The 21,589-nt window shown below is 62.5% G+C and carries 23 protein-coding genes; 7 read left to right on the top strand and 16 right to left on the bottom strand.

The genetic code is table 11. From position 1 onward, the window contains the following. Positions 1-12: 12 nt before the first annotated feature. Positions 13-774 (bottom strand): ABC transporter permease, encoded by a 762-nt coding sequence (locus M3P21_RS04595; protein WP_249707260.1) that lies wholly within the window; start codon positions 772-774, stop codon positions 13-15. Next, positions 771-1,700 (bottom strand): ABC transporter ATP-binding protein, encoded by a 930-nt coding sequence (locus M3P21_RS04590; protein WP_249707259.1) that lies wholly within the window; start codon positions 1,698-1,700, stop codon positions 771-773. Before M3P21_RS04590 ends, M3P21_RS04595 begins: the two co-directional genes overlap by 4 nt. A gap of 204 nt (positions 1,701-1,904) precedes the next feature. Between M3P21_RS04590 and M3P21_RS04585 the strand changes: the two genes are divergently transcribed. Together M3P21_RS04585 and M3P21_RS04580 are read left to right on the top strand one after the other, a co-directional pair. Further along, positions 1,905-2,885, top strand: a complete 981-nt coding sequence (locus tag M3P21_RS04585) for a DMT family transporter (protein WP_249707257.1) — start codon at positions 1,905-1,907, stop codon at positions 2,883-2,885. 23 nt (positions 2,886-2,908) lie between these two features. After that, positions 2,909-3,997: a CaiB/BaiF CoA transferase family protein gene (locus M3P21_RS04580; protein WP_249707255.1), complete on the top strand. Its 1,089-nt coding sequence runs from the start codon at positions 2,909-2,911 to the stop codon at positions 3,995-3,997. 6 nt (positions 3,998-4,003) lie between these two features. On the opposite strand, the gene hemE is transcribed toward M3P21_RS04580, so the two are convergent. Continuing rightward, a complete protein-coding gene (gene hemE / locus M3P21_RS04575) occupies positions 4,004-5,038 on the bottom strand; it encodes a uroporphyrinogen decarboxylase (RefSeq protein WP_249707253.1) in 1,035 nt (344 codons plus the stop codon). A 106-nt stretch (positions 5,039-5,144) separates the two neighbouring features. On the opposite strand from hemE, the gene hemC reads away from it, so the two are divergent. Together hemC and M3P21_RS04565 are read left to right on the top strand one after the other, a co-directional pair. Beyond that, complete coding sequence (gene hemC, locus M3P21_RS04570) at positions 5,145-6,104, top strand: hydroxymethylbilane synthase (RefSeq protein WP_249707251.1); 960 nt, start codon at positions 5,145-5,147, stop codon at positions 6,102-6,104. Positions 6,105-6,169: 65 nt separating this feature from the next. Continuing rightward, positions 6,170-7,114 carry a fatty acid desaturase family protein gene (locus M3P21_RS04565; RefSeq protein ID WP_249707249.1) on the top strand — a complete coding sequence of 315 codons (945 nt, stop codon included), beginning with the start codon at positions 6,170-6,172 and terminating at the stop codon, positions 7,112-7,114. Here M3P21_RS04565 and hemF read toward each other — a convergent pair. From hemF to clpS, 4 genes are all read right to left on the bottom strand, one after another. Further along, entirely contained in the window at positions 7,111-8,004 is an 894-nt protein-coding gene (hemF, locus tag M3P21_RS04560) for an oxygen-dependent coproporphyrinogen oxidase (protein WP_249707247.1), read from the bottom strand. The two genes, M3P21_RS04565 and hemF, sit on opposite strands and share 4 nt — an antisense overlap. 46 nt (positions 8,005-8,050) lie before the next feature. Beyond that, positions 8,051-8,854, bottom strand: coding sequence for an SDR family NAD(P)-dependent oxidoreductase (locus M3P21_RS04555; RefSeq protein ID WP_249707246.1), 804 nt, complete (start codon positions 8,852-8,854; stop codon positions 8,051-8,053). A gap of 19 nt (positions 8,855-8,873) precedes the next feature. Continuing rightward, positions 8,874-9,854, bottom strand: a complete 981-nt coding sequence (locus M3P21_RS04550) for a class I SAM-dependent methyltransferase (protein ID WP_249707245.1) — start codon at positions 9,852-9,854, stop codon at positions 8,874-8,876. Between the two features lie 75 nt (positions 9,855-9,929). Further along, positions 9,930-10,271 carry an ATP-dependent Clp protease adapter ClpS gene (gene clpS / locus M3P21_RS04545; RefSeq protein ID WP_249707243.1) on the bottom strand — a complete coding sequence of 114 codons (342 nt, stop codon included), beginning with the start codon at positions 10,269-10,271 and terminating at the stop codon, positions 9,930-9,932. Between the two features lie 91 nt (positions 10,272-10,362). Between clpS and M3P21_RS04540 the strand changes: the two genes are divergently transcribed. Both M3P21_RS04540 and M3P21_RS04535 read left to right on the top strand, forming a co-directional pair. Next, positions 10,363-11,064, top strand: a complete 702-nt coding sequence (locus M3P21_RS04540; RefSeq protein WP_249707240.1) for an HAD family hydrolase — start codon at positions 10,363-10,365, stop codon at positions 11,062-11,064. 236 nt (positions 11,065-11,300) lie between these two features. Beyond that, positions 11,301-12,725, top strand: a complete 1,425-nt coding sequence (locus M3P21_RS04535) for a D-alanyl-D-alanine carboxypeptidase family protein (protein ID WP_249707238.1) — start codon at positions 11,301-11,303, stop codon at positions 12,723-12,725. A gap of 64 nt (positions 12,726-12,789) precedes the next feature. Here M3P21_RS04535 and M3P21_RS04530 read toward each other — a convergent pair whose 3' ends face one another. The 9 genes from M3P21_RS04530 to M3P21_RS04490 form a co-directional block, all read right to left on the bottom strand. Further along, complete coding sequence (locus M3P21_RS04530; RefSeq protein WP_249707236.1) at positions 12,790-13,560, bottom strand: LamB/YcsF family protein; 771 nt, start codon at positions 13,558-13,560, stop codon at positions 12,790-12,792. 4 nt (positions 13,561-13,564) lie between these two features. Next, positions 13,565-14,572 (bottom strand): 5-oxoprolinase subunit C family protein, encoded by a 1,008-nt coding sequence (locus M3P21_RS04525; RefSeq protein WP_249707234.1) that lies wholly within the window; start codon positions 14,570-14,572, stop codon positions 13,565-13,567. After that, positions 14,569-15,318 carry a 5-oxoprolinase subunit B family protein gene (locus M3P21_RS04520; RefSeq protein ID WP_249707232.1) on the bottom strand — a complete coding sequence of 250 codons (750 nt, stop codon included), beginning with the start codon at positions 15,316-15,318 and terminating at the stop codon, positions 14,569-14,571. The genes M3P21_RS04525 and M3P21_RS04520 overlap by 4 nt, the downstream gene beginning before the upstream one ends. Then, positions 15,305-16,222 carry a hypothetical protein gene (locus M3P21_RS04515; protein WP_249707231.1) on the bottom strand — a complete coding sequence of 306 codons (918 nt, stop codon included), beginning with the start codon at positions 16,220-16,222 and terminating at the stop codon, positions 15,305-15,307. The genes M3P21_RS04520 and M3P21_RS04515 overlap by 14 nt, the downstream gene beginning before the upstream one ends. An 88-nt stretch (positions 16,223-16,310) precedes the next feature. Next, positions 16,311-17,627 (bottom strand): TRAP transporter large permease, encoded by a 1,317-nt coding sequence (locus M3P21_RS04510; protein WP_249707229.1) that lies wholly within the window; start codon positions 17,625-17,627, stop codon positions 16,311-16,313. A gap of 17 nt (positions 17,628-17,644) precedes the next feature. Then, positions 17,645-18,031 (bottom strand): cupin domain-containing protein, encoded by a 387-nt coding sequence (locus tag M3P21_RS04505; RefSeq protein ID WP_249707228.1) that lies wholly within the window; start codon positions 18,029-18,031, stop codon positions 17,645-17,647. Between the two features lie 28 nt (positions 18,032-18,059). Beyond that, positions 18,060-18,593, bottom strand: a complete 534-nt coding sequence (locus tag M3P21_RS04500; RefSeq protein WP_249707227.1) for a TRAP transporter small permease — start codon at positions 18,591-18,593, stop codon at positions 18,060-18,062. A 65-nt stretch (positions 18,594-18,658) separates the two neighbouring features. Next, positions 18,659-19,642 carry a TRAP transporter substrate-binding protein gene (locus tag M3P21_RS04495; RefSeq protein WP_249707226.1) on the bottom strand — a complete coding sequence of 328 codons (984 nt, stop codon included), beginning with the start codon at positions 19,640-19,642 and terminating at the stop codon, positions 18,659-18,661. Positions 19,643-19,684: 42 nt separating this feature from the next. Next, positions 19,685-20,944 carry an NAD(P)/FAD-dependent oxidoreductase gene (locus tag M3P21_RS04490; RefSeq protein WP_249707225.1) on the bottom strand — a complete coding sequence of 420 codons (1,260 nt, stop codon included), beginning with the start codon at positions 20,942-20,944 and terminating at the stop codon, positions 19,685-19,687. Between the two features lie 120 nt (positions 20,945-21,064). Between M3P21_RS04490 and M3P21_RS04485 the strand changes: the two genes are divergently transcribed. Then, positions 21,065-21,580, top strand: a complete 516-nt coding sequence (locus tag M3P21_RS04485; protein ID WP_249707224.1) for a winged helix DNA-binding protein — start codon at positions 21,065-21,067, stop codon at positions 21,578-21,580. Positions 21,581-21,589 lie beyond the last annotated feature (9 nt).

Here is a 21,589-nt window from a genome sequence, read left to right as displayed (position 1 = left end):
TGCAACGGGCTCCTAACTGCGGATGCGCCAGCCAGTCTTGAATATCCACCAGATGATGGCAAGGCAAATACCGGTAAAGGCAGCGATTGCCAGCAGGCTAAAAAATATTGGCACATCCGCCAGACCGTAGAAAGACCACCGAAAGCCCGAGACCAGATAGACCACCGGGTTGAACAGGGTGATGGTCTGCCAGATCGGTGGCAGCATGGTGATCGAATAGAATGTACCGCCCAGAAAGATCAGCGGCGTGATCACCAGTTGCGGGATCAGCGACATCTGCTCGAAATTGCTGGCCCAAATGCCGACGATGAAGCCCAGTAACGAAAAGCTGAGGCAGGTCAGGATCAGAAACGCCGCCATGGCAAACGGGTGTTCGATCCGGATATCGACAAAGAAGGTGGCGGTCGCTAATATCACCAGCCCGACAAAAAGCGCCTTGGTCGCGGCGGCGCCGACATAGCCGATGACCACTTCGAGAAAGTTGATCGGCGCAGAGAGCAGCTCGTAGATCGTGCCGAGGAATTTCGGGAAATAGATCCCGAACGAGGCGTTCGAGATCGACAGCGTCACAACCGACAGCATCACCAGCCCCGGCACGATGAACGCGCCATAGGACACGCCCTCGATCGTCTCAATGCGGCTGCCGATGGCAGTGCCGAACACGATGAAATACAGCGAGGTCGACAAGACGGGCGAGAAAAAGCTCTGCGCCAGCGTGCGGAAAAAGCGGGCCATCTCGAATCGGTAGATGGCGACAACGGCGGCCCAGTTCATGCCTGCTCTCCTGACACAAGATTGACGAAGATTTCCTCAAGGCTGCTTTGCCGTGTCTGCACGTCGCGCAACACCAGCCCGGCCTTGGCCACATCGTTCAGAAGCGAGGTTATGCCGGTACGCTCGCCATGGATATCATAGGAGTAGACAAAGGACTCTCCCGCCCCGTTCAGGGTCAGGTCGTAGTGCCGCAGCACCTCGGGAATCGCATCGACGGGTTCGGCCAGCATCACCTCGATATGTTTCTTTCCCATCTGCGCCATCAGGCTGTCCTTGTCTTCAACCAGCAGCAATTCGCCGCTGTTGATGACACCGACACGGTCGGCGATGGCCTCGGCCTCTTCGATGTAGTGGGTGGTCAGGATGATCGTCACGCCGTTCGCCTTGAGCTCGCGCACGATCTCCCACATGTCCTTGCGCAACTCGACATCCACCCCGGCAGTGGGTTCGTCCAGAAACAGGATGCGCGGCTCATGCGCCAGCGCCTTGGCGATCAGCACCCGGCGTTTCATGCCCCCCGAGAGCTCCTTGACCGCGTTCCGGCGCTTGTCCCACAGCGACAGTTTGCGCAGGATATCCTCGATCCGTGCATCATCGCGCCCCAGCCCGAACAGACCCCGCGACAGGCGCACGGTGTTGATCACCTTCTCAAACGGTTCCAGCGCAATCTCTTGCGGCACTAGGCCGATCATCCGCCGCGCCGCGCGGTAGTCATTCAGGATGTCATGCCCCCCGACGGTAACCTGGCCCGATGTCGGCATGGTGATCCCGCAGATCGTCGAGATCATGGTGGTCTTGCCCGCCCCGTTTGGGCCCAAAAGGGCGAGAATCTCGCCTTCTTCGATGTCCAGCGTGACACCTTTCAGGGCCTCGAAACCATCCGCGTAAGATTTCCTGAGATCCTTGATCGAAAGAATTGTGCTCATGTACCGCCCCTGTTCCGGCGGCGATCCTATCGCGCGACGGACCGGGGCGACAGAGCGCAAATGCACAAAAAACCCCGCAGGAACGCGCAGATGATCCGAGAATTGCGACAGATTTCGTCGCAATACTTATGGACTTGAGGCCCGGCTCTGATAGCCCTGATGCCACCGGGCGCGCAATTTCACGGCACGCCGGAGGAGCATCACATGGAGACACTGGCCCAGAACCGGCCCGCCGCCGGGATCGCCTGCATTGTTGTCGGCATGATCTGTATCTCGATCAACGACATGATCATCAAGCAGTTGTCGGGCGACTACCCGCTGCATCAGATCGTGATGTGCCGTGCCTCGATCGGTCTGATCCTCACCCTTGCGCTGGTGCAGTATGAAGGTGGGTTTTCGATCCTCAGAACCCGGCAACCGCTGCTGCATCTGCTGCGTGGCCTGCTGGTTGTGGCCTCGAACATGTGCTTCTTCATGGCGCTGGCGGTGATGCCGCTGGCCGATGTGACCGCGCTGTTCTTTGTTGCGCCGCTCTTTATCACGCTGCTGTCGATCCCGATGCTGGGGGAAAAGGTCGGGCCATTGCGGATTGGCGCGGTTGTGGTGGGATTCATCGGAGTGATCATCATGCTGCGCCCCTGGGAAAGTGGCGACGCCCTGGTGGCCAACCGCCTTGTGCTGCTGCTGCCGTTGCTTGCGGCGCTGACCTATGCGCTGCTGCAACTGATGACGCGCAAACTTGGCGCGACGACCAAGGCCTCGGCGCTGGCCTGTTACATGCAGGCCGTGTTCATCCTTGTCTCTCTGGGCTTTTACCTGATCGCGGGCGACGGGCGCTTTGCCGAAGGCACCGATGATCCCAGCCTGTTATTTCTGTTCCGGGCGTGGATCTGGCCCGGCGAGGGCGACTGGATCTATCTGCTGGCGCTGGGCATGAATGTCGCGGTGATCGGCTATACGCTGAGCCAGGCCTACCGGCTGGCCGACGCCGCGACCCTCTCACCTTTCGAATATGTCGGGTTGCCGATGGCGGTGTTCTGGGGCTGGTTGATCTGGTCGGAACTGCCCGATCTCGAGGTCTGGATCGGCATGATCCTGATCATGGGCGCGGGCCTGTTCGTGTTCCTGCGCGAACAGCAGAAATCGCGCAGGCTTGCGCGGCGGCGTGTCAATATTCCACGGTAAGGCCAACGGGACAGGGGACACACATGCTGGACGGAATACGCATCGTTGAATTCGAGGGGCTCGGCCCTGCTCCTTTCGCGGCGATGACGCTGGCCGATCTGGGGGCGGATGTGATCGTCATCCACCGCAAGGGCGGTCCCCCCAATCCCGGCCAACCAGACAGATCGCTGCTGGATCGTGGCAAGCGCTCGATCGAGCTGGACCTCAAGGACCCGGACGACCGCGAGACCGCGCTGCGCATCGTTGCAGGCTCTGACGCGCTGATCGAAGGGTTTCGTCAGGGCGTGATGGAAAAGCTGGGGCTGGGTCCCGAAGCCTGTCACGCGCGCAAGCCCTCGCTGGTCTATGGCCGCATGACTGGCTGGGGGCAGGATGGCCCGCTGGCCTCTGTCGCGGGGCATGACCTGAACTATATCGGCCTGTCCGGCGCGCTCTGGTATGGCTCTGCGCCGGAAGAGGCACCGCTTACGCCCGCCACACTGGTGGGCGATATCGGCGGGGGGGCGATGTATCTGGTGGCGGGGTTGCTGGCCGGGCTGCTGAAGGCGCGGGTGAGTGGCAGCGGCACGGTGGTCGATGCCGCGATCTATGACGGCTCGGCCCATATGATGAACCTGCTGATGAGCCTGCGGCAATCCGGCAACCTGTCCGAGATACGCGGCGAAAGCCTGCTGGACGGACCGCATTGGAGCCGGACCTATCGTTGCTCCGATGGCGGCTATATTTCGGTGCAATGTCTTGAGCCGAAATTCTACCGGTTGTTTCTGGATCATCTGGGCTTGGCAGAGGACGCCGAGTTTGCCCGGCAATTCGACCGCACGCTCTGGCCGCGCCTGACCCGGCGGCTGAGCGCGATCTTTGGCCAAAAGACCCGCGCGCATTGGGCTGATCTGTTTGCAGGCAGCGACGCCTGTGTCGCGCCGGTTCTGAGCCCGGAAGAGGCCATGTCCCACCCTGCAAACCAGCATCGCCGGACCTGGCAGGAGGCCGAGGGCGCTCTGCAAGCCGCGCCTGCGCCACGCTTTGACGGCCAGTTAGCGCATCCAAAACCCGCCCCGCAGCGCGGAGAGCACAGCGACGAGATTCGGGCCGAATTCTCTGCCGCGCCCTGACGCGCTTTAGCCGCCGCGCACTGTGTCGATCATCAGTTGTACATTCTCCAGATCGGCATCCGGCGTGATGCCGTGGCCCAGATTGAAGATATGCGGCCCCTTGGAAAACGCCTGCACGATCTGCCGGGTCTCATCCACCAGCGCCTGACCGCCGGTTACCATGTGGCGCGAGGCCAGATTGCCCTGCACGCAGCCATCGACCTGCACATGGCGCGCCGCCCAGTCGGGGTCGGCGGAATTGTCCAGCGCCACGCAGTCAACGCCAGTGGCGCGGGCAAAGCCCACGTATTTCTCGCCCGCTTCACGCGGGAAGCCGATCACCGGAATGCCGGGGTGACGCTCTTTCAGGGCACGGGTGATCGCGCGGGTCGGCTCGAGCGCGTATTTCTCGAAGGCGTCATCGGGCAGCGAGCCAGCCCAGCTGTCGAAAATCTTGATGACCTCGGCCCCGGCTTCGATCTGCATCGACAGGTAGTCGATGGTCGCCGCTGTAATCCGGCTGATCAGCGCCTCGAACAGCGCCGGGTTTTCCAGTCGCAGCGCATGCGCCGGACCTTGATCGGGCGTACCACGCCCGGCGATCATATAGGTCGCCACGGTCCAGGGCGCACCGGCAAAGCCGATCAGCGTCGTCTCGGAGGGCAATTCCTGCGACAGGTTGCGGACGGTCTGATAGATCGGCGACAGCACTTCGTGGATATCCATCGCCGGTTTGAGCGCATCGAACTCTGCCTGCGTGGTGATGGTCGACAACCTTGGCCCCTCACCCGTCACGAACCACAGATCCGCGCCCAGCGCCTGCGGGACCAACAAGATATCGGCGAAAAGGATCGCCGCGTCAAACCCATAGCGACGGATCGGTTGCAGAGTGACCTCGGTGGCCAGATCAGGATTATAGCACAGCGACAGGAAATCGCCCGCCTGCGCCCGGGTGGCGCGGTATTCGGGCAGGTAGCGCCCCGCCTGCCGCATCATCCAGATCGGCGGCACGTCCTGAACCTCGCCCGCCAATGCGCGCAATATCGTTTTTGTCTCAGCCATGCCTGCCCTCAATTTCCGATTGCGGAACACCGGTCTATGCTGAGCGGCAATTTGTCAAGCATTCCCCCGTTGTCAGGGCAAAGTGACGCGACTAAAGCTGTGGCCCATGACACATGCCCTGCCCTCCCCGTCCGACCCGCTGAAAATCGGCACCCGTGGTTCACCGCTTGCGCTGGCGCAAGCCTATGAGACCCGCAAACGCCTCGCCGAGGCGCATGAGCTGCCGCTTGACGCCTTCGAGATCACCGTGATCATGACCAGCGGTGACAATCGCAAACTGATCGACGCGGATCGCCCGCTGAAAGAGATCGGCAACAAGGGTCTGTTCACCAAGGAAATCGAAGAGGCGATGCTGCGCGGCGATATCGACATCGCGGTGCATTCGACCAAAGACATGCCGGTGGCCCAGCCCGAGGGGTTGGTGCTGGATGTCTTCCTGCCCCGCGAGGACGTGCGTGACGCTTTCATTTCTCCGGGCCTGACCGCGCTGGATGATCTGGCCGAGGGCGCGGTTGTCGGCACCTCGTCGCTGCGTCGCCGGGCGCAATTGCTGAACCGGCGGCCCGATCTGACCGTGGTCGAGTTTCGGGGCAATGTGCAGACCCGGCTGCGCAAACTGTCCGAAGGCGTGGCGGAATGCACCTTTCTGGCGTTAGCCGGGTTGAACCGGCTGGATATGGATGAGGTGCCCGCGACGCCGATATCCCCCGACGACATGCTGCCCGCCATCGCCCAGGGTGCCATCGGGATCGAACGGCGCGGCGATGATGCGCGCGCCGGCGAATTGCTGGCCCGCATTCATCACGCAGAGACCGAACACAGGCTGGCGGCTGAGCGCGCGTTTCTGGCCGCACTGGACGGATCCTGCGAAACCCCGATTGCCGGGCTGGCCGAGATTGAGGGCGATACGCTGCGCCTGCGCGGTCAGGTCCTGCGCCCCGACGGCTCCGAGGATGTGTTCGAAGAGCGGTCCTGCCCGGTTGCCGATGGCGCAGAGCTGGGTCGCGACATGGCGGCGGATATGCTGAAACAGGCGGGCGAGGGCTTTTTCGAGTGGCGCGACTGACGCCACGGCCTGTTTGACAGAGGCCCGCCCTCTCTGGGACACTTTGACCAGAGAGGAGCCCTGCCATGACACCGGGAAAGGCCTATCTGACAACTGACGAAATTCGTCCGCTGGCCGCGCGGTCGGACCTGCGCGGTGCCTGGCTGGTGCTGCATTGCTGGGGCACCATCGCGCTGGCGCTTGCTCTGTTCGGTCTCTGGCCCAATCCGCTGACCTTTCTTCTTGCCGTGATGGTCATCGGCTCGCGGCAATTGGGGCTGGCGATCCTGATGCATGAGGCCGCGCATAACGCTTTGTTCCAGCGTCAGCGGCTCAATGATGCCGTGGGCACGTGGCTCTGCGCGCGGCCTATCCTGGCTGACCTTGGCGCTTATCGGCGTTATCACCTGACCCATCACCGCTTTACCCAGTCCGACAAGGACCCCGACCTGCCGCTGTCGTCGAAATTCCCGACCTCGCATGCCTCGATGCGGCGCAAATTCACGCGGGACCTGACCGGGCAGACCGGGGTAAAGCAATTGGTGGGGCAGATCGTCATGTCTCTGCGCATGGCCGGGGATCATGAGGCGATCGAAGCGGCCGAGGGGGATTTCGCCCAAAGCTTCCAGACCCTGCATTTCTGGATCACGGTGCCCGTCTTTCTGGGGGTGATGCTGATCATGGGGCTGGTTGGAGACTGGTGGTGGGGGCTGGCCTTCTGGCTGCTGCCCTATCTCACATGGTTTCAGTTCGTTTTGCGGGTGCGTAATATCGCTGAACATGGCGCGACCGAGCAATCCGACGATCCGTTCCGCAATGTCCGCACCACGCTGGCCGGGCCATTGGCGCGGCTGTTTGTGGCGCCTTATTGGGTCAATTACCACCTCGAACACCACATGATCATGCATGTGCCCTGCTATAACCTGCCCAAACTGCACAAGCTGCTGCTGGGCAAAGGCTATGATACGCAGATGAACATGGCTCCCACCTATGGCGCTGCGCTGCGCGAAGCCGGGTGGCGGTCAGCCTAGTACCACTTTGCAATCGGCGGTAGACTCATCAGCACCGCGTCAGGATCGTGGCCCGTCTCCAACCCGAATTTCGTGCCCCGATCATAGACCAGATTGTATTCGGCATAGAGGCCCCGATGCCGGTACTGCACCTCTTTATCGGCGTCTGACCATTGCTGTACCCGCCGTTTTTCGACCAGAGGCACAAAGGCGGGTAGGAAGGCGCGGCCGATATCCTGCGTCAGGGCAAAATCGGCCTCCCAGTCGCCGGTGCAGTAGTCATCCATGAATATCCCGCCCACGCCCCGCGCACGCTTGCGGTGGGGGATGTAGAAATACTCATCCGCCCATTCTTTCAGGCGCGGGTAGTGGCCTGCACCATGCGGGTCCAGATGGGCCTTTTGTGCGGCGTGGAAATGCGCGGTGTCCGCGTCATATTCGATACAGGGGTTGAGGTCGGACCCGCCACCAAACCACCAGGCATGCGGGGTCCAGAACATCCGCGTGTTCATATGCACGGCGGGCGCATGGGGGTTCTGCATATGCGCCACCAGCGAAATCCCCGAGGCCCAGAAGCGTGGATCATCCTTCATCCCCGGCAGGCCCTTGCGTGCGGCCATGGCAGCCTGCGCCCGGTCGGACAACGTGCCATAGACCTCAGACACGTTCACGCCGACCTTTTCGAACACGCGCCCGCCGCGCATCACCGACATCAGTCCGCCGCCCGCATCCGAGCCGTCCTCGGAGGAGCGCCGGGTTTCCTTGACCTCGAACCGCCCCGCAGACGCATCCGAGAGTGGCCCCGACGCGTGGCTGTCCTCCAGCCCTTCAAAAGCGGCGACGATCTCGTCGCGCAACTGGCGGAACCAGGCTGCTGCCTGTGCCTTTTGGGCATCCATCGCCTGGGTCATGATCTGTCCTTCTTCAATTCTCAGTGGGCTCGATCAATGGGTCCGATTAGTGTGCGGGTGCCTCAACCGGGTCCAGCAGGGTACGTCCGCCATCCAGCGTCATGATCTGACCGGTCATGAAGCCAGACGCCTCGGAGGCGAGAAACTGCGCCGCTTCGGCCAGTTCGGTGGCAGCGGCAATCCGTCCAAGCGGTGTGTGGTTCTCAATATCGCGGCGGTATTCGCGGTTGTCCTTGAGCGCGGCCTGCAGCGACGCGCTCATGATCGAGCCCAGCGCGATCGCGTTCACGCGGATGTGGTGCGGCGCCATCGCCACTGCCAGCGAGCGGGTCATCTGATCCAACGCCGCCGTCGAGACGGAATAGGCCAGCAGGTTGGGGTGGGTCCGCCGCGCCGCCACCGAGGACAGGTTGATGATCGCGCCCGCCTGCCGTCCGTCCTCGTTGTCGCCAGCCTGCTTGATCATCCGCTTCGCCACCAGCTGGCTGAGCCGCAAGGCCGGCATCAGGTTCTGGTTCAGCAGCGTCCGGGTCGATTCGTCATCCATGTCCAGTGGATCGGTCGGCACCACCTGCCGCGCGCCGTTGACCAGAATATCGACCTGATCGAACGCATCGAGTGAGGCCGACAGCAGATTGGCCAGTGTCAGCCGCTCGCGCAGATCGCCTGCGAAATAGCGAATGTTCTCGGTCTCGCCATTTTCGCCCAGTTCCGAGGCAAGGCGCTTTTCATCAATGTCAGCAAACACGACATTGGCACCCTTGTCGGCGAAATGGCGGCCGATCGCCAAACCGATGCCAGCGGCTGCCCCGGTGACAATGGCTGTCTTTCCGGCAATGGAATAGGACATCTGTTCCTCCCGCTCTTGCTCAGGTTGCCCCGGCCCGGCGGCGCGGGCGGGAGGCGTTGAATATCTTGAACCGGCCATCGCCGCGATGTTCTTCGAACCGGGTGAAATGCGTCTCCAGCGCGGCCTCATAGGGCAGATGGCGATTGGCCACTATCCACAGCTGGCCATTGGGCGCAAGTGCGCGGGCCGCCGCCGCGATAAAGCCGCGACCAAGCGCGGGATCAGCGGTGCGCGATGTGTGGAAAGGCGGGTTCATGACAACCGTATCCAGCGGCTCGGGCGCGACCCAGGTCAGGGCATCGGCCCAGTGGAAGCGCGCGCGCGGGTCTGAAACGTTCTGGCGTGCGCAATCCAGCGCGGCGTGATCGGCCTCGACCAGATCGATCGATTGCACGCCATCGCAACCCAGAAGCTGCGCGGACAGATACCCCCACCCGGCCCCCAGATCGGCGAGTCGGGCACCGGGGCGGTCCGGCATCGCCGCGATCAGCAGCTCGGATGCCGGATCAATCCCGTCCGACGAGAACACGCCCGGAACGGTTCGGTAGCCGTCGGGCAACGCGGTGTCCGCCATCGCCCAGTCCGAAAACGAATCCGCGTCGGCCCTGAACCAGAAGATCTTGCCATGCGCCTTGGAAATCGGCCCCTCGACCGGCACGCGCTTGCGCACCTCTTTCAGCAGGCTGTCGATGCCATCGGTCTTGGCCCCGTCCACCACAACCCAGCCGCTGGCCCGCTGGCAGGCCCTATGCAGCAACGCCCGCGCCTGCGCCTTGGCGCGCGGGATAAACAGGATGATGTCATCGCAGGTGGCGTCGCTGGCATCAGCACAGTGGAACCCCTGATCCGCGAAATGGTCGTGGAATGGTTTGAATGGCTGAACCACCAGACTGGTCCGGGGCAAACCGGACAGGTCCTGCGCCGGGGTGGGCAGCATGACGGACAGCGCATCCGACAAGGTCAGGCCGCTGTCGCGGGCAAGGTCTAGGCGTATTGACATCGCGTGGTGTGATCCTGCGCCGTCACCGAATGGTGCGGGCGAGCCTGCGCTCTGAGGTCGGGGCGGTCAACCGCCTCATTCCTCTTTTTCCATGGTGCATTGCAGCGGGTGCTGATGGCGGCGGGCGAAATCCATGACCTGTCCCACCTTGGTTTCGGCGATCTCGTGGCTGAAGACGCCGACAACCGCGACGCCTTTCTTGTGAACGGTCAGCATCACTTCGAAGGCTTCGGCATGAGTCATGCCGAAAAACCGCTCCAGCACATGCACCACGAATTCCATCGGCGTATAGTCGTCATTCAGCAGCAACACCTTATAAAGCGGCGGGCGTTGGGTCTTTGGCCGGGTTTCGACCAGAATCGACAGGGCCGGATCTTCGTCCGGGTCATTCGATAGTGTGACAGGAAAAAGCTGCATGGCGCAGAGAATCCGCTCTCGCTTGGGAATTACATAGGAGGATATATACCTTTTCCATGACCCACGAAAAGAGCCCGCGATCACAAGCCGCATGTCACGCAACCTGACCCTTGTCGGTTTCGACGCCGACGACACGCTCTGGCACAATGAGCGCTTCTTCCAGTTGACCCAGGATCGGTTCGCCGATCTGCTGGCGGATCACGCCGAACGCGACCATTTGATGGACCGGCTGCTGGCCGCCGAGCGGCGCAATCTGGGCCGCTATGGTTATGGTATCAAGGGCTTTGTCCTGTCGATGATCGAAACCGCGCTTGAGGTGACCGAAGACAGGGTGCCTGCATCTGCGATCCGGGAACTGATCGAGGCGGGGCATGAGATGCTGGCCCACCCCATCGAATTGCTCCCCCATGCCGCCGAGGCGGTCGCGGCAGTTGCAGATACCCATCGGGTCGTGCTGGTGACCAAGGGCGATCTGCTGGATCAGGAGCGCAAGCTGGCGCAATCGGGTTTGGGTGATCTTTTCGATGCGGTCGAGATCGTATCGGAAAAGACTGCAGAAGTGTATGCCGATCTATTTGCGCGCCACGGCGAGGGCGCGGAACGCGCGATGATGGTCGGCAATTCCATTCGCTCGGATGTGGCGCCAGTCATTCAGGTCGGCGGCTGGGGCGTTCACGTCCCGCATGCGTTGCTGTGGGATCTGGAACGGGCCGAGACGCCGGACCAGGCGGCCAGGTTCCACGAACTGCCTGATTTGTCGGGCCTTCCGGAATTGGTCCGCGTGCTGGGGTAAGCCCGGCGCATTAAGAAAGCGCAGCAAATTTTAGACAATCGCATTCCTAGCGGAAGAGCCGGGTTCGACCACTAGATATGGGTTTCCCATTTGTCCCAATTTTTGCGTTCGCTTAAATCTCACCGTTTATTTCAATCCGGTGCTGTGTTAGCGTTGACGCAATTATCAAACAGAGCCAGTTCGAAATAATCGGGCGGCCAGAGGCAGATAGAGAAATGATCGTGCAGGTTCGGTGGATGAAACCGGCCCGATGGGGCCTTATTGTACTCACACTTCTGTGGCTCTGCGTGCTGTTGCCGCTCAGTGTCGCGGCAGCGCCTTATGCTGCGATGGTGATTGATGCGAGAACTGGTGAGGTTCTGCATGCACGCAACGCGGATACGCGGCTGCATCCGGCGTCTCTGACCAAGATGATGACCCTTTACATCGCGTTCGAAGCCATTCGAAATGGAGAGATCGATCTGGACACGCAGGTGCGCATTCCCAGGGCCGCTGCGGCAGAGCCGCCTTCGAAACTGGGCCTGCGTTCGGGACAGAAAATCGCGTTTCGCTACCTGATCCGTGCGGCTGCGGTGAAATCGGCCAATGACGCGGCCACCGCCATCGGGATCACCATCAGCGGGTCCGAGGCCGCCTTTGCGCGCCGCATGACGCGAACCGCCAAAGCGATGGGCATGACGCGCACGACGTTCAAGAACGCCCATGGGCTGACCGAAAAGGGGCACCTGTCAACGGCGCGTGACATGACCACGCTGGGCCGTCACATGCTCTATGACTATCCGCAATATTACAATCTGTTCTCGCGCAAATCGACCCATGCCGGGATCAAGACGGTGAACAACACCAACCGCCGCCTGCTGGGGGCCTATAAGGGTGCCGACGGGATCAAGACCGGATATACCCGCGCTGCGGGCTTCAATCTTGTGGCGTCGGCGAAACGCGGCAACGAGCGCGTGATCGCCACCGTTTTTGGCGGCCAGTCCACCGCGTCGCGCAATGCACGGGTGGCCGAGCTGCTTGATATGGGTTTCCGCCGCGCGCCCTCGCGCGCGCCGATCCGCAAGCCGGGCCGCCCGACCTATGCTGGCAATTCGGGTCTTGGCGATACCAACCAGGGCAAGACCATCCGTCTGGCGAGCGCGCCCAAGAAAAGCCTCCGGCCGCGTGTTCGCCCAAGCGCGGGTGCAGTCGTGGTCGCGGATGCGGTGGCGGTGGCGGCCGAACAGAATGGCGACCGGATTCAGGCCGGCATCACGGCGGCCATCGTGGCGGCGGATGTTGGATCAAAGACCGTGACGCCGCCGCCCTCCTCGGCCACCCGCCCCGCCCTGCGGCCCGAGAACCTGGTGCTGGCGAACGCGACCCCCGGTGTCAGCGCTCAGGCCGCGCAGCCAGAGGTGGTCACGCGGCTTTCGACCTCGGGCGGGCATCATTGGGGCGTCAATGTGGGTCGCTACACAACCCGCTACAAGGCCGAAAAGGTGTTGCTGCGCACCGCGCTGGCCGAGATGTCGACATTGGATGGCACGCTGCGCAAGGTGAACAAATCCTCGAAAGGATTTGAAGCGACGTTTCAGGGCATGACCCGCGAACAGGCCGATTTGGCTTGCCGCAGGCTTCAGGCCCGCAATGTGACCTGTTTCATGATCGGGCCCTCCTAGCAAAAACAAGACCCGCACCATGACGACCTGACGGCCACGCCCCACCACGTGGCCGTCTTTTTTTTCAACTACCGGGCGCGGCAAACATCGTCACCTCCACACCGCCATCGGTAAGGCAGCCGCGAACCGAACGTGCGAGTTCTACGGCGGTTGGCGTATCGCCATGCAGGCAGATCGTGTCGATTGAGGTCTCGATGCGCTTGCCGCTTTCGGTGATGATCGCCCCTTCGCGCACCATCTCCAGAATCCGGGGCCCCGCCAGTTCAGGGTCATGGATCACCGCGCCCGGCAGTGACCGGTCCACCAGTGTGCCGTCATCATTATAGGCCCGGTCGGCAAAGATCTCGCCCACCCAGCGACAGCCCAGATCACGCACCACCCGCTCCATCTCGGTGGCGGCGAGCACCATGATGATGATGTCGGGGTCGACCTCCAGCGCCGCCTCGTAACAGGCGCGCGCCATGTCATAGTCGGTGCAGGCCATGTTCGAGAGCGCGCCATGCAGCTTCAGATGCCGCACCTGTGTCCCCAGCGCCTGCGCCATGCCGCGCGCCGCGCCGAGCTGGTAGCGCACCAGATTGCGCAGGCTGTCTTGCGGCAGCACCATGCGACGGCGGCCAAACCCCTGCAGGTCGCCGAAACCGGGATGCGCCCCGATGCCAACCCCGTTTCGTGCCGCCAGCGCCATGGTGCTGGCCATCACATCCGGGTCGCCCGCGTGAAAGCCGCAGGCGATATTGGCGCTGGTGATGATGTCCAGCAGACTCGCGTCATCGCCCATTTTCCAGGGGCCAAAGCTTTCGCCCATATCGGCATTCAGATCCACTGAGGTCATGCGTTTACTCTCCCTGATCGGTTGCGGACACCACGCCGCTGACAAGTTGGTAGGACAGAAGATCGCTGATGTCATGCGGATCGCGCACCAGCGGTTCGGGGCGGGTAGGCAGCCGCGCCAGCTCGGCCTCGAACGCGGCCTGCAATGCCAGAGCCTCCTCCAGTGTCACGAACTGCAACCGCAGCGGCGCACCACCCGGGGCCTGCGCCGCGCGCGGCAGATCGCAGGGGATCACCGTGGCGATCCGGGGATAGCCGCCGGTGGTCTGGCACTCGGGCAGCAGGATGAACGGATTGCCGCTGCCGGTCATCTGGATGTCGCCGGGGGTGATCACCTCGGACAGGATGTTCAACTGGCCTTCTGCGGCAAATCCGGGGCCGTCCATGTCCAGTTGCATGCCCATCCGGTTGGCGCGCGCGCCGCGGTGGAACATTGTGTGTTCCAGGCGCTCAAGCGTTGCGGCACTGAACAGCCCGGTCTGGGCGCTGGCAATCACGCGCAGGGAACCGCCGGTGAATCGGTCGGTGCTGGCGATCTTGTAGCCGCCCGCCGCCTTGCCACCGCTGGCGGGCAGCATGTCCCCGGGCGTGACCGCCCTGCCGATATTCGCGGTCAGATGGGTTGCGCGCGCGCCAAGCATCAGCGGCGCATCGATCCCTCCGGCGATATGCAGGTAGCCATAGGTACCCTGCCGCGCGGCGCCGATGGTCAGGACCTGCCCGTTCGTCAACATGTGCGAGGCGTTCCACGCAACCTGAGCGCCATCGATACTGGCCTGCATCGGCGCACCGGTCAGCGCGATGTTCACCGCGCCCACCGCTTCGAAGCTCCCACCGAACCCCGCCATTTCCAGCGCCGCGCAACTGGGACGCTGACCCAGCAGCGCCGCCCCCTCGTGAAGCGCCAGCAGATCGGCCGCGCCCGAACGGGACAGGCCTTGATCCAGATAGCCCGGTCGCCCCTGATCCTGAACCGTGCAAGCCGGGCCGATGCTGTGAACGATCAGGCTCATGCCCGGATCGCCTCGACCCGCGCGCCGCCATTGCTGCCCGCGTCGCGATCGTCGATCGCCGCAAATGCTTCGGGTGAAACCGCCTCGAAGATCATCTCGTCACCGGCAGCCAGTGCAAAGCTGTGTTTCCGTTCCGGGCGGAAACACCGGAAAGCCGTCTGCCCCACATGCCGCCAGCCGGTGGGTGCGGGGCCGGAAAACAGCACGAATTGCGAGATCGCCAGAATCAACGCTCCGGCGGGCACCATCGGTGTTAGCTCCTGCTGCCGGGGGATGTTGAACTCTGGCCCAAGCGAGCCGAGATAGGGTTGACCGGGTGCAAAACCGATGGTCAGCACGCGGACCCGCGATGCGCTGAGCCTTTCTACCGCGTCCTGTGGCGACAGGCCTGCCAGTGCCGCGGCTTCTTCCAGTTGTGGTGCCAGGTCGGTGCCATAGACCGTGGGCACCCGCCAGAGCCTGCGCCCGGCAGGCAAAGGGGCCGCATACCAGTCCTGCGTGGCAAGCAATTGCCCCAGCCACGACTGTAGCGCCGCATGTGGCAGCACCAGCGGATCAAAGCGGAGATAGGCCGAGGTCAGCGAGGTTGATGTCTCGAGCACGCCCTCGGGCAGATCCGACAGGAGAGCCGCGCGAAAGGCGAGCGCCGCACGGTTGGCCGGTTCCGACATGGTGTCGGCAAAACTGACCAGCAGACCGTCCAGCCCAAGCGGGCGGATCAGGGGGAAGGCGTCAGCGTGAGTCATAAAGCCTCCGCAGCAGGGTCGGGGTAAGATACATCGGGAACTGGTAGCAGCCCAGAAAGATCAACAGCGGGTCCGTCGCCTGGGGCGACAGCGCGACAAAGAACAGCGCGAAATTTCGGTTTCCCGCAACGATGGCCAGCGGCGTGGCAGCAGGTGAACCCCGGCGGCGCAGGGTGAGATAGGCCACCGCCTGCAAACCGAAATTCAACGCAAATGCGACCACGACCCAAAAGGCCAGTTCCACGGGGTCGTTTTCGAATGCCGGGCGGACCGCCGACATCAGACCGATTACCACCACGGCAAGCACGATCATGGTCAGACCGTCGGTTGCCTTGCGGCCCCGTTCCGACAGGTCGGGCGCATACCAGTGCCGCAGGGCAAAGCCCAGCGCCGCCGCCGCCAGAATGACCACCAGCAGACGCAGCGCGGCGATCATGACGTCGCTGATATCTCCGAAACCGGGCAGCAGGGCAAAAACGGGAATGCAGGTCAGCGGCAGCAGCGCCGTGCCAAGGATCAGCAATCGCAGCGCCGGGGCCGGATCGCCATTGAGCAGGATCGCGAAATTGGCCGACCCGGTGACCGAAGGGGCTGCCATGACCAGCACCAGCGCCAGCGCAAGTGGTGTCACCGGCAGGCCCAACAGCACGACGATCAGCAGGACCCCGACCGGCAGGGCCAATTGCAGGATCAGCACCGCCAGCACCGTCCGGCGCAGTTCTGCCAGATTGGAGAGCGTCTCGACCAGCCCGATGCGAAAGGCGGTCAGAAGCAGCAGCAGCGCCACCAGTTCGGGAATCCTCCATCGCAGCACCTGTGCGATATCAGGCAAAAGCAACCCGGCCAGCAACCCGCAGATCAGCGCGACTTTCCCATGTCTGGCGATGAAGATAAGCGCGGTCATGCGGCAGGACTGCCCTTGCGGGCCCTATTGTTGGTCATGGGGGATGCGCAGGCGGCGCTGGTGGCGCCGCCCGACCGGGATGGCCGTGCTAGCCGCCTCCGGGTGCCTGCCTGAGGTTTTCAGGCAGCCATGTGGCGATTTCCGGGAACAGGATCAACACAAAGACCATCACCACCATGATCAGGAACATCGGGAAGGCGGCGCGGGCAATGAAGCCCATCTCGTGATTGGTCATTCCCTGCAGCACGAACAGGTTGAAGCCGATCGGCGGGGTGATCTGTGCCATCTCGACGACAACCACGATGAAGATGCCGAACCAGATCAGGTCGATCCCCGCCTGACGGACCATCGGCTCGACCACGGCCATGGTCAGCACGACCGACGAAATCCCGTCAAGGAACATGCCCAGCACGATGTAGAAAACCAAAAGCACCATCAGCAGCTGAAACTTGCTGAGTTCCCATTGCGCGATCAGGTCGGCCAATCCGCGCGGCAGCCCGGTGAACCCCATCGACAGCGACAGGAACGCAGCACCCGCAAGGATCAGCGCGATCATGGCCGAGGTGCGGGTCGCCCCCATCAGGCTTTCGGTGAAGGTCTGCCAGGTCAGCGAGCCCTGACTGGCGGCCAGCACAAGCCCGCCGATCACCCCAAAGGCGGCTGCCTCGGTTGCGGTGGCATAGCCCAGATACATCGAGCCGATCACCACCATGATCAGGCAAATCACCGGCAGCAGAAAGCGCGAATTGGCGATGCGCTGGCCCAGGGTCATCGGCGGCTCCTGCGCCGGGTTCCACTTTTTCGAGACCCGGCTGGAGATCGCCACATAAGCCATGAACATGCTCGCCAGAACCAGACCGGGCAGGATGCCGGCAAAGAACAGCTTCGAGATGCTTTCGTTAATGGTCACGCCATAAACGATCAGTGTCAGCGAGGGCGGGATCATCAGGCCAAGCGTCGCAGCCCCGGCCAAGGTGCCGATGATCATCGGTTCAGGATATTCCCGCCTGCGCAATTCGGGGATCGACATCTTGCCCACCGTGGTCAGCGTCGCCGCCGACGACCCCGATACGGCAGCAAAGACCGTGCAACCCACGATATTGGTATGCACCAGCCCGCCGGGTAGCCCGGCCATCCAGGGCGCCAGCCCCTTGAACATGTCCTCGCTGAGCCGGGTTCGATACAGGATCTCGCCCATCCAGATGAACAGCGGCAGCGCCGTCAGCGTCCATGAGGACGAGGCAGTCCAGATCGTGGTGATCATGACATCGCCCACCGGGCGCGAGGTGAACAGCTCCATCCCGACCCAGGCCACGCCCATCAGCGCCAGCCCGACCCAGACTCCGGTGCCCAACAGCAGGAACAGCACGAAGAGAAACAGGATGATGATCGAAAAGTCTTCCATGTCTTATCCTTTCCGCATCATTGGAGCGGGACGTTCAGGGGCTTGCCCTTCTCGACCACATGGGTGGTGATGGCGATCATTACCGTGTCACCCGCATTGGTCAGGCCGCCGTGCGGTTCACCTTGCGGGAAATGCGCCGCCATACCATCGGGAAACGGAATCTGCTTGCCGTCACCGGTCTGCATGGTGCCGCCGGTGATCACCACAAGGTGCTCATCGCCGTGGTGGGTGTGACGAGGCACCGATGCGCCCGGTTCGATCTCAAGCCGGGCGACGATGACCTCATGGGTGTCGGACCCGGGCACATCGGCGCGTGAAAGCTCGGTTCGATTGATGGCGCCTTCGGCACATGCAAATGCAGGGGCAAGAGCAAACAGGGTGATGGCAATGGCGGTGCGGATCATGGATTTTGTTCCTTCGACAGGAGGCATGTCATTCACCAAAGCTCTGATCGACGAGATCCCGCTGGATGCGGTGATCGCCCTTCAGGATCAGGCTGATCAGATGATCGGTGAGCGCGATGGCGAAGATAACCGCGCCCAGCAGCATCACCGACTGTGGAATCCACAGCGCGGTGCGGTCCTGGCCCTGGCTGATATCGTTGAATTTCCACGACCAGTAGACGAAGTCCACGCAGTAGCGCACGAAATACCACGCCACTGCCGTGCCGATGGCGAAACACCAGATATTGATGATCCGCTGCGCCTTGGGGCCAACCGCGTTGATCAGGATCGACACCCGGATATGGGCACCGCGATTGAGCGCGTTGGCAAAGGCCAGGAAGGAGGCGGCGGCCATGGCATAACCGGCATAGTCGGGTGCGCCGGGAAAGACCTCGCCGGTCCAGCGCGCCAGCATTTGCACCACGATCAGGATCAGAATCGCGATCAGACAGAGCGCGGCCAGAATGCCCGAGCCGAGATACAGAAAATCAAGCGCGGTACGCAGTCGCTTTGCGAGTGGCATGAGGTTCCCCTTTCGATGTTGGATTGGGGTCGGGGCAGACCGCTGGTCTGCCCCGGTGGTCGGGTTTATTCCGCCTTCGACGCCTTGAAGGCTTCGACAATGGCAGCCCCGTCGGGGCCCGCGGCCTCAAGCCATTCGGCGGTCATGGTTTCGCCAATCTGCTGCAACTCACCTTTGAGCTGATCGCTGGCGGGGGCCACGTTCATGCCGCCATCGCGCAGGCCCTTGAGGGTGAAGTCGGTATATTGCACCGCTCGCCATGTGCCCGCATATTCCGCCAGACCGGCACAGGCCTGCACCACGGCCTTGTTGCCATCGGACACGCCCGACCAGACATCGGAGTTCACCATGATGTAGTTGCGCGGCAGCCAGGAATCGACTTCGTAGAAATGGTTCAGGCTTTCCCAGACCTTTCGGTCATATCCGGTGGCGCCCGAGCTGACCATGGAATCGGCCACACCAGTGGCAAAGGCCTGACTGATCTCAGCTGCTTCGATCGTCACCGGCAGCATGCCCGTCAGTTCCGCCAGACGCGCGGTGGCGTTGTTGTAGGACCGGAACTTGATCCCTTCCATATCCGCGACCGAATTCACCTCGTCCCGGAAATACAGCCCTTGCGGCGGCCAGGGCACCGAATAGAGCAGGGTCAGGTTCTGGTCGGCCAGAACTTTCTCCAGCGTTGGCTTGGCCGCGCTCCAGAGCTTGTCGGCATCATCAAAGGACGTCGCCAGAAAGGGCACGGAATCCACGCCGAAAATTGCGTTTTCGTTCTGGTGGCCCGACAGCAGCCGCTCACCAATGGGGACTTGCCCGGTCTGGATCGCGCGCTTGATCTGCCCGCCGGGGAAGAGCGAGCCGGACGGATGCGTCACGATCTCGATCTCTCCTTGGGTGCCGGTGGTCACGCATTTGGCGAACTCCGCCCCGGTCACCGAATGGAAATTCGAGCCGGAGTAGGCCATCGGCATATCCCATTTCTCGGCCAGCGCCGGTGCAGCGCTTGCCGCAGTCAGGGCGGTGGCGGCCAGCAGATGTGTGAGTTTCGTCATTGTCTTCTCCCTATTTTGGTTTTGTCGGTTTTTTGGTTGTTGTTACCCAGCCTCTTTGAAACGTGCAGGGGAATAGACGCTCAGGTCAATATTTGGTTGCCTTCCCGAAATCATCTGCGCCAGCAGGCGCCCGGTTTTCGGCCCCCCTGTCAGGCCGATATGGTGGTGGCCAAAGCCTGTGAAGACCCCCTTGATGCCCGGCACCTCGCCGATCACAGGGATCGAATCCGCCGGGGCCGGTCGATGGCCCATCCATTCGGTCACATGCGCGCCGCGCAGGCCCGGCAGCGCCTTGACCGCGTTGCGGCGCAACAGATCCAGCGGCGCGCGCGAGGGACCTGCATCCAGCCCGCCGAACTCCACCACCCCGGCAAGTCGGACGCGGCCCTCCATCGGCGTGACGACGAATTTGCCGCCTGCGATCATCACCGGCGATTTCGGCATAACCGTGGGTTCCCAGAATTCCAGGTGATAGCCCCGCTCGGATTCCAGCGGCACGTTCAGTCCCAGTTTTTTGGCCAGCGGGCCCGACCAGGCGCCGGTGGCAACCACGGCTGCGTCGCAGGCGATCGTCTCTCCGCCCGCGCGTATGCCGGTGAGGGATCCGTTCTGCTGCACCACATCCTCGACATCGGCGCGCAGGAAACGCCCACCTTGCGCCTCAAGGTGGCGGGCAAGCGCTTGCACATAAGCGCCGGGGTCAGAAATCCGGCCATGGTTGCCCAGCCGGATCGCAAATGTCAGATCTTTGGAAAACGCCGGATCATAGGCATGGAGGTCCGCGCCCTCCATTTCCTGCCACTGAAAACCGTTCGCCTTGCGCAGGTTCCATACAAACGCATCGCCATTGAAATGCGCGCGGTCGTCATAGAGGAACAGATAGTCCGAGGGATGAATATAGTGCTCGGCCCCCGTACCCGCGGCCAATGCCGTATGATCCTCAAGGCTGTCGCCGACGATAGGGGTCAGGGCCGAGGCGATGCGTGTGGTGTCGTCGGCATTGGCATGCGAGAGGTATTTTCCCAGCCAGGGCAACAGGCGCGGCAGGTAGCCATAGCGCAGGAACAAGGGCTGATTGGCGCTGAACAGCATCTTCGGCGCCTTCGCAAGCAGGCCCGGCGTCGTGACCGGCACCACCGCGCAGGATGCCAGCACGCCACCATTGCCGTAAGACGTACCCTCGGCCGGGCCTTTGCGGTCGATCAGGATGACGTCATGGCCTGCGCGTTGCAGCCAGATTGCCGCCGACACCCCAACGATGCCCGCGCCAATGATGGCCACTGTTTTCTGGTCCGTGGTCATTGTGGTCTCCCACCGGGTGCGTCTGTGCCGCACACCGATTCTCCGGGACACAGCATTGCATACATTGACAAAACGTCAACAAAATGTTTATAAAACACCTGAATTGGATGGAGCACGCGCATGTCAGACCCCTCTCTCGGCCCGGTTGTCTCGTCGGCCCATCTGGCCGATGGCAGCTTTCCCGAGGTCAGCGAGTTCGAGTTCGGGCTGATCATCGCGAGCCACGCCTTTGGCCGCTGGACGACACGTTGCATGGCAGCGGCGGGGTTTGCAGACCTGTCCTCGCTCGACGTGTGCGTTCTGCACACCGTGCGTCATCGTGGCAAACCCAAGAAGCTTGCCGATATCTGCCTTGTGCTGAATGTCGAGGACACCCACACGGTCAATTATGCGATCAAGAAACTGGTCAAGGCGGGGCTGGTGAGGGAAGGCAAGCAAGGCAAGGAAAAGACGGTCGAGGCCACCGAGCAGGGCGCGGAGGCTTGCGATCGGTACCGCGAGATCCGCGAGGTGCTGCTGCTGCGCGCGATGAACGAGGTTGGCATCGAAGCGAAGCAGATGGACCGGTTGTCCGCGTTGATGCGGCTGATGTCCGGCCAATATGATCAGGCGGCGCGGGCGGCGACGGTGTATTGACCCTGCGTG

Source organism: Ruegeria spongiae (assembly GCF_023502395.1).
Taxonomy (GTDB): Bacteria; Pseudomonadota; Alphaproteobacteria; order Rhodobacterales; family Rhodobacteraceae; genus Ruegeria_C; species Ruegeria_C spongiae.
The sequence above is the reverse complement of the archived record's forward strand: the minus strand, read 5'-3'. Positions and strand labels throughout refer to the sequence as shown.